Below are 13,183 nucleotides of genomic sequence, written 5' to 3' on the forward strand. Positions count from 1 at the left end.
CCCGCGCTCCGGCGGGCGGCCCTTCTCGTACGGTTACTTGTTGCCGTTCAGGCCCAGGCAGATGACCAGGACGCAGAGTTCCGACGAGTCGTCCTCCGGCGGCTCCGCGGTCGGGGGCGGCGGCGGGGGCGGCTGGGCCGGTGAAGTGGGCTGGTTCGGCTGGGGGGTCGGCTGTTCGGCCGCGGGCGGCGGCGGGTCGTCCGGCACCGCGGGGGCCGTGCTCGGGGACTCCGGCTGCGGTTCCGCGGTGGGGCGGGCGTCGCCGGTGGTCTGCGGCGAGGTCTTCCGCTTCGCCGGGGCGTCCACGGGGGTGGTTGCCGTCGCGCTGCCCGGCGCGTTACCGGACCCGGACGGGCGGGTGCCGCTGTCCGAGGTGCCGATGTCGCCGGTGTGGGGCCGCTGCTTCTCCGTGGTGGAGTCGGCGCCACCGACCGAAGGCAGCGTCGGGGCCCTGGACGGGTCCGGTGTGGACGCCTGGGCCTGAGCGACGGAGGGCCGCGAGGACGGCATGAAGGCGAGGGTCAGACCGCCGCCGACGAGCGCGACGGTCGAGGCGACCACGGCCCGGCGCCGCTGCTTCTTCCAGTCCGCCAGCCGACGCCGACGGGCGGCACGGCCCGTCGCGGAGGGAGCGGAGGGGCCGACAGGTACGTCGGCCTCGGGCTCGGGGAACCCCGGGAACGCGTCGAACTCCCGCGTGTGGGATATCTCCGCCATCACCGCGACGGTCGACGGAGTGTGGTGGACGTGTGAGCCGGCGGGGGCGATGTCGGGGGAATAGGCACCACAACCGGGGCATACGAAAACCCCGTTGAGAGTCCGCCGGCACGTCGAGCAGTAGTCCATCCGCGATCTTTCTGTGCTGACTGCGCCATCGGTGGACCGACGACCTGTCGGATTTCGCACTCGGGATCGAGCGCGAACAACATAGCGACCTCTCCGGGAGGCGGTGCGGACCCCATGTGCCGCTCTTGCGAAGATCGGGAACATTGGACACGCCACGGGGCGGTGTTTCGGGCCCGACGGCCCGCCGCCGCGAGCGCCCCGACGGGGTAGGGGGCCGGGTGCACCCGGCCCCCTACCCCGTGACCGGTTACCGCCGCTCAGGCAGCCGGATCGTACGGACGAGCGGCATGTCCGCGTACAGGTCCGGCTCGGCGGTGAGAACCGGGCGCCCGTCCGGCCAGTCCACGGTCGGGCGGGACAGGTGGATCGCCTGACCGAGTCGCCACTCGACACCGGCCTGGAGCAACGCCCCTACGGCTTGGGCTCCGGCGAAGTCCAGCGCCACGATCTCGGCGGCCGGCAGTGCGCCGACATGGTCGGCCAAGCCCTTGCGCCTGCCGTCGGCGGCCGCGAGGCAGAGAGCCGGTACGTACACGTGCCGCGTCGGGCCGTGTTCCGTGTTGGACATGAACTGCGAGGCGAGGCTGTTGCCCGCGCCCAGCGCGATGAGTGCGGTCTCGTCGTACACGACCCCGGTTGACCCGTTCACAGGCTGTCCACGGGCCGACCGGCCTCCAAGTCCTGCCAGACCTTTTCGGCCTCGTCGTGGTCCTCGTCGGTGAGCGTCACACCGAAGTGCGTCTCGCAGTACGCCTTGGTCGCCTCGTACCGCAGCCGCAGTTCTTCCTTGGTCGGCGTCGCCCCGGCCAGCTCGGCGATCAGATCGCGCATCGTCAGGCCGCGCTCGCGGGCGAGGACCATGAGGCGGTCACGGACTGCGGGGTCAACCTTGACGGTGGTGTCAGCCATAACGACAGTATACTGGCGGTATACCGCCTCGGGTGGCCGTTCCAACTGGATGGTCATGGGATTCCTTCTCTTGGTTGACCCGGCCCTCTCTCGGGGCCGGGAGTCTCACATCGCCGCGCAGGCCCCGCCCGCCAAGGCCGCGCCCGTCAGGGCCTCGCGAGCCAGCGCCCGCCCCTTGCGGGCCGCCGCGGCGAAGCCGTGGGTCGCGGGGGGCGGGGGCTCCGGTGTGCAGGCACGGCAGGTGCCCGAGGGGGCCAGAGGCACGCCGCAGTCATCGCACTCGGCGCTCAGCGCCGGTGGAGTGGGGCGCGGCGGCCGGGACGGCATCTTGCGGCGCAGGCGGTCCGCGAGGATGCCCGGGGCCGAGAGCACGCGTACGGGCAGCCCGCCGGTCAGCGCCTCGCGCAGCTGCGCGTCACTCGCACCGGCCTCCCGCCATTCGCCGACCAGTGGCGCGAGCCGTACCGCCTCGGCCGTACCGAGCGTGAGCCGGGGATCGCGGCGGCCGAGCGAGAGCAGCAACTCCGTTGCGGAGCGGAGCTGTTCGGGGACGGTCACCTTGGCCAGGCGACGCTTCCGCACCGGAACCGGCTCGCTGTCCGGCTCCGGGGCCTGGGCCGGGGCCGGACCGGGGTCCGGGGAGGGAGGTTCTTGTTCCTCCGTCTTTACTCCCGTAGGGAGCGGGCCCGTGTCACCGGAAGTCCCCTCACCGGAGGCCGGGTTCCGGCCGTTCTCCGCCGATTCGGCTGTCACCCGATCCACGTACGGGCGATCGAACACCTCGTACACCGTGGAAAGTTCGCCGCTTTCCGGGTTCTTCACCAGCACCCGGCGCAGATAGCCGGAACGCTCCAGGTCAGTCAGCGCGTCGGCGATCCGCGCGCGGCCTTCCTTGCGCTGCTCGGCAAGAGACCTGATCGACGCGCGGGCCCCGGAGGGCAGGCTCAGTAGGTACAGCAGTACGCCTGCCGCACACCACGAGATGCTGCGATCGCGCAGCAGGGCATTAGTGAAGGTGGAGAACGAACGCGTGGGCGTTGTACGGTGAATGCGCATCGGGAGGTTCTGCTCCTGCTGTCGAGCCCCCGGGTGTTACCGCACCGCGGGGGCATTCTCATGTCCGAATACCGGAGACGGCATCGACTCCGTGACTGTAACGCCACACACCGTGACGATGGCAAACGCCAAGGCCGGGCCCCGAACCCGGAGTTGGGGCACCCGGAGCCCGGAAACCGGGCCAGGCCCGACCTGCGAAAATCAATCAAATGTCCACTTCCGCACAGCTCGTGACAGCCCGTCACGCCCCTGCGGAGTTCACCCATCGGAGTGAACCTCCCCGTCACGCGGGGCCCCGCCCATCATGCGGAGCATGCCCAGGCCGCCGGTCCGGAGGAAACGGATCAGGAGCGCGGCGGCCAGGACGAGGAAGGCGATGTTCAGGAAGGTCGTGTAATTCCAGGTGATCCCCTCCATGGGGATCCTCGCGTCGGCCTGGTCGGGGACGAGACCCAGCCCGCCGAAGACGAACTCCACGACGTAACCGGCGACGACCGCCGCGACGTAGAACGTGCCCAGCAGGAAGAACGCCGTCCTCGCCCCGTAGTACTTCCGGTAGATGTTGAGGATCGGCAGGATCAGCAGGTCGGCGAAGATGAACGCGACGACACCGCCGAAGCTGATGCCGCCCTTCCAGAGCACGACCGCGAGCGGCACGTTGCCGATCGAGCAGACGAACGACGCGACGGCGACCAGCGGGCCGATGAGCGGGCCCCACAGCTTGGACGCCAGCGGGTGGCCGTCGAAGAAGAACGCGCGCCAGAAGGAGTCCGGCACCCAGGCCGCGACGGCGCCGGCGATGAGCAGGCCGATCACCAGGTCGCGCAGGATCGCCGCCCATTCCATGACGAACACGTGAGAGGTGGCGGTGAACCCCTCGCGCGAGAACAGCCTCCGGGCGAAGGACCCTTCCCTCCGGACGGACATGTCCATCGCCGCGTGCCCCTCCATGGAGCCCGCCAGCCCGCGCTCGGCCTGCTCGCGGGCCCCTCGCAGCAGCCCCTCGCGCAGGAACAGCCGGAACAGTACGGCCAGAACGACGATCATGACCGGTCCCCCGACGAACTCCGCCACGGTGAACTGCCAGCCCATCAACAGCGCCAGGATGACGCCGAGTTCCACCACGAGATTCGTAGAGGCGATCTCGAAGGCCATCGCGGCGGTGAAGTTCGCACCCTTGAGGAAGAGGGAGCGGGCGAGAGCGACGGCGGCGTAGGAGCACGAGGAGGAGGCCGCGCCGAGCCCGGCGGCGACCGCCAGGGTGCGGGGGCGGTCGTCGCCCAGCAGGGCGACCACGGTGGACTTGCGGACGACCGCCTGGACCACGGCGGAGAGGGCGAAGCCCAGGATCAGGGCCCAGGTGATCTCCCAGGTCATGGAACCGGCGATCGACAGCGCGTGCGGTACGGCGTGGAGTACGTCGTGGAGTACGTCGTGGATCATCCCCGAAGCCTTCCGACCGGAGAGCGGACCACGGCCCACCGACACGTCTCACGTCACGAGCCCCGAGCTCGACGACCCACCCCGCCGAACTCCTCCGCACGTCCCCCTGAACGGCAAATGCCCGCCGGGGAACGGTTCGTGAACATCCGTCATCGAAGGCGTCGCCGTACTGCTGTTCGTCCCGTACCCACCTACCGTCACCTCACGAGGTCGGAGAGTGCCGGGGGGCGACAGGTCGTGGAGTGGTTCGACGGAGAGAACATATTCGCGGTCTTCTCCACCCTGCTGGGCCTGCTGACCTCGGTCGGGGTGCTCTGGTACGAGCGCAGGGTGCCGCGCCGCAAACGGATCGGCTACCGCGTACAGATGGACACGGCCATCGGCAGCGACGTCCGCTCCGGCCACACGAACGTGCGCCTCGGGCTGTTCGACGACGACCCCGACATGGCGGACGCCACGCTCGTACTGCTGCGCCTGGAGAACGACGGCTCGCAGACCATCTCGGTGGACGACTACACGTCACCCGACATCCACGGTCTGACCGTCACGTTCACCGGCCGGACCATCAAGGGCGTCGCCGTCACGCTGCCGTCCGCCGCCCGCCATCTGATGTCGCACTTCACCCACGCGCGGGGCCTGCGCAGCTCGGGCAGCATGCTCACCGTCCCGAAGGTCCCGCTCAACAAGGGTCAGCACTTCAAGCTGCTGGTACTGCTGACGGGCGGCGAGGTGGGCGAGGAGGTCACCGTCAGCGGCGGGATCTCCGAAGGCGAGGTGGTCGTCAACCGTGCCATCGTCCCCGACGAGGCTCCGCCCGTCTTCAGCCGCGCGACCCGGCTCATCACGGTCCTGCTGACGGTCTGTGTGGTCACGCTCGCCTCGATCATCCTCCTGCGGGACAACACCCGGCCCCCCATCGGCTGCGCGAAGGGCGAGCTGACCGTCATCGGGTCGACCGCCTTCAGGCCCGTCGCCGAGGAGCTGGAGAAGAAGTACGAGGACGACTGCCCCGGCTCCGAGATCACCGTGGACCTCAACGGCAGCGCGGCCGGAATCCGCGAGCTGGCCGATGCCGGGGCGCGACGGAAGGAGGGCTCACCGGCGATCGTCGCCCTCTCAGACGGTCCGAAGTCGACGGGGTACGGGCAGCTGCGGGAGAACCGGGTCGCGGTGTCGACGTTCGCCCTGGTCGTCAACGACGGCGTGGGCCTCGACGGGCTGACCACGTCCGACGTACGCAAGATCTACCGCGGCGACATCACCAACTGGCAGGAGGTCGGCGGCCCGGACCTCGACATCCGTCTCGTCAGCCGCAACGCCGGTTCCGGTACCCGCGACACCTTCCAGCGCCGTGTCCTCCAGGGCTTCGAACCCGGCGCCTCGTCCACCGACTGCCGGCGGAAGGACGACGCGAGCGCCCGCGTCTTCCGCTGCGAGTTCGAAAGTACCGAGCAGGTCCTGAACACCGTCGCGGAACTGCCCGGCGCCCTCGGCTACAGCGAACTGCGCTCCGCCGCCCCGACGAAGGGGCTGCACCGGCTGGAGCTGGACGGGCGGGCGCCGTCGGTGGACGACATCGCGGAGAGCGGGTACCCGTACCGGGAGATCGAGTACGCGTACACATACGGCCGCCCGCCCGCCAGCTCGCTCGTCTCCAGCTTCCTGAACTACCTGATCAGGGGCAGCGGACAGGACGTGATCCGGACGCACGGGCATCTGCCGTGCGCGACGCCGGAGGGGCTGAAGATCTGCGCGGAGGAGTAACAGCCTTCCGCGCACGGGCGTCGGGGGCGCGCATCAGGGGACGTGCGCCGTCAGCACCGTCCCGTCCGGGAACGCCAGGAACACCACCCCGCCCGAGACCAGCATCGCCTTGGGCGCCTCTCCCTCGGGCCAGCCCTCGAAGCTGCGCCGGCCCGCCAACTCCTCGCCGTCGGCCAGCGAGAGGCTGCGCATGTCGTCGGCGCCCGCGATCAGGACCCGGTCGTCGGCCACCGCCGCGAGGCTGTCGGCCGTCCACTCCGCCGTCGTCCAGCGGCGGTCGCCCGTCTCCATGTCGTGCGCGTCGAGTCCCTCGGGGTTGATCGCGTTCCCTCCCCCCGGGACGAGGACCGTGCCGTCGCGGCTGAGCCCGACGGGCAGGGCGGTCTGGTACACGTCCGCCTTCTTGAGCGTGGCGCTGTCCCGCATCCCCGACGGCGAGCAGGACACATACGGCCCGCCCTGGGCCAGCGCCGTGCACATTCCCGGGACCTCGGCCACCGTCTCGCCGGTCGCCGCGTCCAGTGCCCAGGTGCTGCTGGGACTGGTGAGATGGAGGCGGTCGCCGTCGGAGACGACGTCCAGGGAGTACTGGTACGCCCTGTTGATCACTCGCTCCCACATCAGCTTCCGGTCGTCGGCCGAGAACGCGCGGAACAGCATGTTGCCCGTCGCGCCCTCCCCGGAGGCGCCCTCGTACGACGTGAAGATCCTTCCCTCGTGGACCCGCACCAGTGCCGGCCGGTAGCCGGGCTCGCCGGGCAGCTTGGCCACCGGCTCACCGGTCGCGAGGTCCAGCACGGCGAAGCCGTCACCGTCCGGCGCCTGCGTGTAGACCCGCTCCGCGTCCATGTCCACCGGGCCGAAGCCGACCACCCCCTGCGTCGTACCCTCCGCGGGATAGCGCCACTTGGGCGTCCCGTCCGAGGCGTCACGGGCCTCCAGCCACCCGCCCCGGATGCCCTGGTCGTCGGGCTCGGCCGCGAGGAAGGAGCAGACGAGGGTCGTGCCCCTGAGCGCGCAGCGCTCCGCCTCCTTGGGCTCCGAGGACTCCGCCGACCAGGGGGACCAGCCGTCGGGGGCCTTCGCGCGGTCCGTCGCGTCCGGGCCGAAGTCGCTCATGGTGCTCATCACGGTCACGTCGGAGGGCGGCGCGGACGAGCCGCCCGTACCGCCGCCGCCTCCACCGCCTTCGTTCTGTCCTTCGCCGGAGCCGCCTCCCCAGAGGGAGATCAGGACGGCCGTCACCACCCCGACGACGGCTGCGGCAGCGATCCCGATCCCCCACCTGAGCCGGTTGGCGCGGGCGGGGGGCGGAGTGGTCGGGACCGGGGCGGGCGGATTCCGTACCGGCGCCAGCAACGCCCGGCCCACCGCGACCTCGTACTCGCCGATCTGCTTCCGTACGCCCTCCGGCCACGGGAAGGCCCCTTCGCGCCGCGCCGGCGCCACTCCCGGACGGGCGGCGGCCGTCCCCGCCGGGTCCAGTGTCCGCAGCAACTCGCCCGTGGTCGGGCGCTGTTTCGGATCCGTGTGCAGGCAGGACGCGATCACCTCCCGCAACTCCACCGGCACGCCCGACAGATCGGCGCCACCCCGCGCGATACGGCTCACGACCGCCGCCAACTCCACGTCGTGGAAGGGGCCTTGGCCCGTCGCCGCGAAGCACAGCACCGCGCCGAGACAGAACACGTCGGACGCCGCCGTCACCGAGCGGTCCGCCGCCACATGCTCCGGCGACATGAAGCCCGGTGAGCCGACCATGACGCCGATCGCCGTGAGTGCGGTCGCGTCGTACGCCTGGGCGATACCGAAGTCGATCAGCCGGGGGCCGCCCGTACCGAGGATGACGTTGCCCGGCTTCAGGTCACGGTGCACGAGCCGCGCGCCGTGCACGGCGGCCAGCCCGCGCACCAGGTCCGCGCCCAGCTCCCGTACAGCCTCGACCGGCAGTGGTCCCGACCGCTCAACCGCCTCGTCCAGCGCCGGACCGACGACGTACTCGGTCGCCAGCCAGGGCCGTTCGGCATCCGGGTCGGCGTCGACCAGCGCGGCGACGTACGGGCTGCGGACCGCCCGCGCCGCCTGCGCCTCACGCCGGAACCGGAGTCTGAAATCCCCCTGGGAATCGGCGTCCTGGCGGACCGTCTTGAGGGCGGCCAGATCATGCGGTCCGCCGTCGGGCGGCAGCGCCAGGTGGACCGTGCCCATACCGCCGGAACCGAGACCGGCGAGCAGCCGGTAGGGCCCGACGTCGTACGGGGCGTGGGCATCGAGCGGGCGGAGCACGGCCTCAACTCCTCATCTGGACAGGATCACTGACACTCACTCAACTGTCAGCCGGGCAGTTCCGTCGAACGCACCGTCCCGTCGTGGAACATCAGGAACAACACCCCGCCGACCGAGATCAGCTCGGGCTCCCAGACCTGCCCGTCGATGTCGTCTCCGAGACCGCTTTCGGCCCGGTTGCCGGGCGCGCCCTCGATCCGCGATCTCGTCCCCCGCGGGGCATCGCCCGCCACCGGCAGCGTGTAGAGGAATTCGTTGTCGAGGAAGACGGCGGTGTTGCCGACGACCGACGCCTCGGAGCGCAGATACCGCCCGCCCTGCGGAGCGGGAGGGAACGTCCCCACCGTGCGCGGCGTGGGGTCGGCCCCCTTGTAGGTGTCGACGAGTTCCATCCGGGCGCTCCCGCTGTCCGGTGCGAGGAGATACGTACGCAGTCCCACCGTCACCAGATCCTGCGGCGGCAGATCCGAGTCGAACCCCGGTTGTCCGGTGTCGATCGGCAGCAGGGTCTCCGCGTCCAGGGCCACGCTGCCCCCGCCCTCGATCCCGCACAGCACCTCGCCGCCCCGCACGCGCACGCTCACGCAGTCGCCCCCGTCCTCACCCGGCACGGTGTACGGCGTCGGCTTGCCCGTACGCGCGTCGAACCCCGTCAGGCCGCCGTCCGTCGACGCGAGGAGGCGCCCGCCCGCGAAGGCGTCGGGGCCGAAGCCTCCGTAGCCGACCTCCGCCCCGACGTACGTCGACAGGGCGCGCTTCCACAGCGGCTTCCCCGTCCCGGCGTCGAAGGCGTGCACCTCGGTGCCCTCACCGCGCGTGGTGAAGAACGCGACTCCGCCGCCGACCATCGCCTCCCCCACGTTGGCCAGCCGCACCGTGCCCTCGGCCTTCAGGGGCTGCTCCCAGCGCACCGTGCCGTCCTTGAGGGACCGGGACCGCACCATGCCGCCCTCGGTGGAGAGCACCGAATCGCCGTGGATCACCGGGTTGGTGGCGTCGCCGGGGATGTACATACCGCTCGACGCGCCCAGCAGCGGCTCCGCGTCGGGCTCCGCAGACGGGGCCTTCCAGCGTGGCTTGCCGTCGGCCGCGCCGACCGCCTCCAGGCCGCCGTAGAACATGCGGCACACCAGGATCTCGCTGTTGAGGGAGCAGTCCCAGGGCCGGCCGCTCAGCTTCGCCGTCCACGGCTTCCAGCCGTCCGGACGGGCCGCCGGGTCGACAGGGAAGTGGCGGCTGCGGTCGGCCCCGTGCTTGTCGAGTCCGACGAGCGCGGACCGCGTGTCCGACCCCGAACCGGCCTCCGGAGCAGGGGACTTGGGGGCCGGATCGTCCTGGAGCGCGCGGATACCGAGGGCGCCCAGGACGCCGATCGTGAGCGCGCCGGCGACGACGGCGAGGATCGTGGTGCGTCGGCGACGGGCGTCGGACGACTGTGGTGGCGGCTGTCGCGGCGGGCCGGTGACGGTCTGCGCGCTGTGCACGGGGGAGGCGCCCGGCATGGTCGGTACGCGTCCCGCGACCGGACCGGCCGCCTGTACGGTGCGGGCCAGCTCCCCCTCGTACAGGGCGACTTGGGCCCGTACCTCCTCCGGCCAGACCACGGGGTCCGGGGCGCCGGCGTCCCGGAAGCGCGCTTCCAGCTCGATCGCGTCCGGGCGCGCCGAGGGGTCGGGCCGCAGACAGTCCTCGATCAGCGCGAGCAACTCGGCCGGTACGTCGTCGAGTCGGGCTTCGGCCTGCGAGACCCGGTACAGCACGGCCGCGACCGGCCCCGTACCGAAAGGGCCCTCGCCCGTGGCCGCGTAACAGAGCACGGAAGCCAGCGAGAAGACGTCGGAGGCGGAGACGACATGACGCCCGCCCAGCACATGCTCGGGTGACATGTAGCCCGGTGAGCCGATCATCGCGCCGGTCGCCGTCAGCGTGCTCGCGCCGAAGTCGCGGGCGATGCCGAAGTCGATGACGCGCGGACCGTCGGCGCCGAGCAGCACGTTCGCGGGCTTCAGGTCGCGGTGCAGGACGCGTGCGTGGTGGATTCCGCGCAGCGCCCGTACGAGACCGAGACCGAGGCTCCGTACCGTCTCGACCGGCAGCGGGCCGCTCTCCCGTACGGCGCGGTCCAGCGTCGGGCCCGCGACGTACTCGGTGGCGAGCCAGGGCGCGGGGGCGTCCGCGTCACCGGTCAACAGGCGCGCGGTGAAACCGCCTTCGACCGCGCGTGCGGTCGAAATCTCGCGCCGGAAGCGGTCGCGGAAGGCGTGTTCGCCGCTCGCGAGGAGATCGGCGCGCACGACCTTCACGGCGGCGAGCGACGCGGCCCCGCTGGTGGTGGGCCGGGTGTCGGCGCCCAGATACACCTCGCCCATGCCGCCCGCGCCGAGGCGGGCGAGTATGCGGTACGGCCCGACCTGACGTGGCGACCGTTCATGAAGCTCACCGAGCATCGGACGTGCGTCCCCCGTTCCCCGTTGGTTCTCGTACGTTCCTCGTGCGTGCCCCGACAGCTCCCCGACGGGTCCCCCGTCACTGCCGACACATCGGTCGCGACGGGTCCCGCCGCCGTCGGCACATCGGTCGAAAACGCTTGTGCCACAGCTCGGCCACAGGCGCCGCCTCAGTCTGTCCCGGCCCCTGGTGCTGTGCAAAGATCCCATGACATGCGGCAGTTGGCAGCTGACTGTCAGTCAGGAGAGGCACAGGCAACGTGGAAGCGCTGACCCCGGACGACCCGTCCCGTATCGGCCCGTACCGGCTCCTCGGCAGACTCGGCGCGGGCGGCATGGGCCGCGTCTTCCTCGCCAGGTCCGAGGGCGGCCGGACCGTCGCGGTGAAGCTCGTACGCCCGGAACTGGCCGAAGAGGACGAGTTCCGGCGGCGGTTCGCCCAGGAGGTCGCCGCCGCGCGCCGGGTCGGCGGCGAGTGGACCGCGCCGGTCCTCGACGCCGACACCGACGCCCGCGAGCCGTGGGTCGCCACCGGCTACGTCCCCGGGCCCTCGCTGCACGCCGTGATCGCCGGCCGGCCGCAGCCGCTGCCGGAGCGGTCGGTGCGCATCCTCGCCCACCGGCTCGCGCAGGCGCTCACCGCCATCCACACCGCCGGTCTGATCCACCGCGACCTCAAGCCCGCCAACGTACTGGTGACCATCGACGGTCCGCGCGTCATCGACTTCGGGATCGCCCGCGCGCTGGACGCCGTCACCGGCGACAACCGGACACGTACGGGTGTCGTGATCGGGTCGCCCGGCTACATGTCTCCCGAGCAGGTGCGCGGCGAGACGCTGACGCCCGCGAGCGACGTCTTCTCGCTGGGCTCGGTGCTCGCCTTCGCCGCGACGCGGCGCCAGCCGTTCGGTACGTCCACGAGCGGTATGCACGCGGTGATGTTCCGCATCGCGCAGGAGGAGGCGGATCTCGCGGGGCTGCCCGACGGCCTCGCGGACCTGGTGCGCAGATGTCTGGCGAAGGACCCGGCCGAACGGCCCACACCGGCGGAGGTCGCCGACCTCACGGCGGACGAGGCGAACGAGGGTGACGACACCGACCTGCCGTGGCTGCCCGGCTCGGTGCTCGCGGACCTCGGGCGCCGCTCCGCGGAGCTGCTGGAGGCGGAGACGCCCGCCTCGCCGCTCCCGGCGCGTCCGGCGGGGCCGCCCGCACCGTCCACCCCACCGCCGCCGCTGAACCCGCCCGCGCCCTCCACCCCACCGCCACCGGTGACTCCGCCCCCGACTGCGGTCGAGACCCCGGCGCCCACGCCGCCGCCGAGCGCACCGGCGCCCACCCCGACACCCACCCCGGCACCGACCCCGCCTCCCACCGCGACGGCCACTCCGACTCCCGCCCCGCTGGGCGTGTTCGGGGCGCCCACCGCCGTACAGGAGCCGCGTCCAGCGCGCGGCAGACGCACCGCGCTCGTCGTCGCGTCGGTCGTCGTGGCCGCCGCGCTGATCGCGGGCGGGGCGACGTACGCGGTGATGAGCCTCGGCGGCGGCAACGGGCAGGACGACAGGAACAACTCCGGCGCGGACGAGGGCGCGAAGGACAGGTCCTCGGACAAGCAGACGCCGTCGGACGAGGATTCCGACGCGTCCGACGCGTCAGGGGCCTCCGCCCCGCCCGCGGTCGAGGGCGTCATCGGCAAGGAGTACCTGGGCACGTGGCAGGGCCCGGGGAAGAACGACGACGAGGAGGTCTCGCTCCGCCGACTGAAGATCACTCAGGGCTCGGTGGGCGCGGACGTCGTCACGACGTTCAACTCCTTCGACGACCTGCTGTGCGAGGGCGCGGCGAAGCTGGTCTCGTTCGACAACCTGATGGTGCTGGAGTCCCGGGCGGTCACGAGCATCCCCGAGGACGGCTGCTCCGACGGCGGCCGGCAGACCGTCCGCGCGAACGCCGACGGCACGCTGACCTGGACCGGCGGGGACAGCGGCGAGACGGCCGTCCTCACCAAGTTCACCGAGTCCGCCGAGCCGATCCCGGCGGGCTTCCTGGGCACCTGGACGATGGAACCGTCCACCGACGAGGAGAGCACGAGCGAACCCGGGGACAGGACGACCCTCGTACTGAGCCAGGGAAAGTCCGGCACGGTCGTCGCCAAGTACACCGGTGACAGCGCCTCGTACCACTGCGAATGGGAGAGCGTCCTGGTCGACGCGAAGCCCGACGGCCTGCGTCTGGGCCCGCAGTCGGTGACGGCGTCCGAACCGGAGGAGGAATGCGACGCGTTCGGCTCCCGCACGGTGAAGATGAAGGGCACGGACGCGCTCACCCTCACCTGGCTGGACAACGAGGACGAACCGACGACCTACCGCCGCGCCGGCTGACCCGTCGGCCGACCGGCTCAGAACGAACGCCGCCCCGGTGGCTGTTAC

Annotated in this window: 9 protein-coding genes; 2 read left to right on the plus strand and 7 right to left on the minus strand. The window is 71.7% G+C overall.

Annotated elements, in window-relative coordinates:
• Positions 1-33: 33 nt before the first annotated feature.
• The 5 genes from ACFWHU_RS17705 to ACFWHU_RS17725 form a co-directional block, all read right to left on the minus strand.
• Positions 34-717 carry a hypothetical protein gene (locus ACFWHU_RS17705; RefSeq protein ID WP_387225485.1) on the minus strand — a complete coding sequence of 228 codons (684 nt, stop codon included), beginning with the start codon at positions 715-717 and terminating at the stop codon, positions 34-36.
• Between the two features lie 376 nt (positions 718-1,093).
• On the minus strand, positions 1,094-1,495 hold the full coding sequence (locus ACFWHU_RS17710) for a hypothetical protein (protein ID WP_387225486.1): 402 nt from the start codon (positions 1,493-1,495) through the stop codon (positions 1,094-1,096).
• Positions 1,492-1,755, minus strand: coding sequence for a hypothetical protein (locus ACFWHU_RS17715; RefSeq protein WP_385797870.1), 264 nt, complete (start codon positions 1,753-1,755; stop codon positions 1,492-1,494). Before ACFWHU_RS17715 ends, ACFWHU_RS17710 begins: the two co-directional genes overlap by 4 nt.
• 105 nt (positions 1,756-1,860) lie before the next feature.
• Entirely contained in the window at positions 1,861-2,811 is a 951-nt protein-coding gene (locus ACFWHU_RS17720; RefSeq protein ID WP_387225487.1) for a hypothetical protein, read from the minus strand.
• 258 nt (positions 2,812-3,069) lie between these two features.
• Complete coding sequence (locus tag ACFWHU_RS17725) at positions 3,070-4,254, minus strand: permease (RefSeq protein ID WP_387225488.1); 1,185 nt, start codon at positions 4,252-4,254, stop codon at positions 3,070-3,072.
• Between the two features lie 237 nt (positions 4,255-4,491).
• Between ACFWHU_RS17725 and ACFWHU_RS17730 the strand changes: the two genes are divergently transcribed.
• Positions 4,492-6,018 (plus strand): PstS family phosphate ABC transporter substrate-binding protein, encoded by a 1,527-nt coding sequence (locus tag ACFWHU_RS17730; protein WP_387225489.1) that lies wholly within the window; start codon positions 4,492-4,494, stop codon positions 6,016-6,018.
• 33 nt (positions 6,019-6,051) lie between these two features.
• Here the strand turns inward: ACFWHU_RS17730 and ACFWHU_RS17735 are convergent, their stop codons facing one another.
• Together ACFWHU_RS17735 and ACFWHU_RS17740 are read right to left on the minus strand one after the other, a co-directional pair.
• Positions 6,052-8,304 (minus strand): protein kinase, encoded by a 2,253-nt coding sequence (locus ACFWHU_RS17735; RefSeq protein WP_387225490.1) that lies wholly within the window; start codon positions 8,302-8,304, stop codon positions 6,052-6,054.
• 47 nt (positions 8,305-8,351) lie between these two features.
• Positions 8,352-10,751, minus strand: a complete 2,400-nt coding sequence (locus tag ACFWHU_RS17740; protein ID WP_387225491.1) for a protein kinase — start codon at positions 10,749-10,751, stop codon at positions 8,352-8,354.
• A gap of 260 nt (positions 10,752-11,011) precedes the next feature.
• Here ACFWHU_RS17740 and ACFWHU_RS17745 point away from each other — a divergent pair, with 260 nt between their 5' ends.
• Positions 11,012-13,135: a serine/threonine-protein kinase gene (locus tag ACFWHU_RS17745; RefSeq protein WP_387225492.1), complete on the plus strand. Its 2,124-nt coding sequence runs from the start codon at positions 11,012-11,014 to the stop codon at positions 13,133-13,135.
• Positions 13,136-13,183 lie beyond the last annotated feature (48 nt).

Origin of the sequence: Streptomyces sp. NPDC060366 (assembly GCF_042725135.1) — a bacterium.
GTDB lineage: Bacteria > Actinomycetota > Actinomycetes > Streptomycetales > Streptomycetaceae > Streptomyces.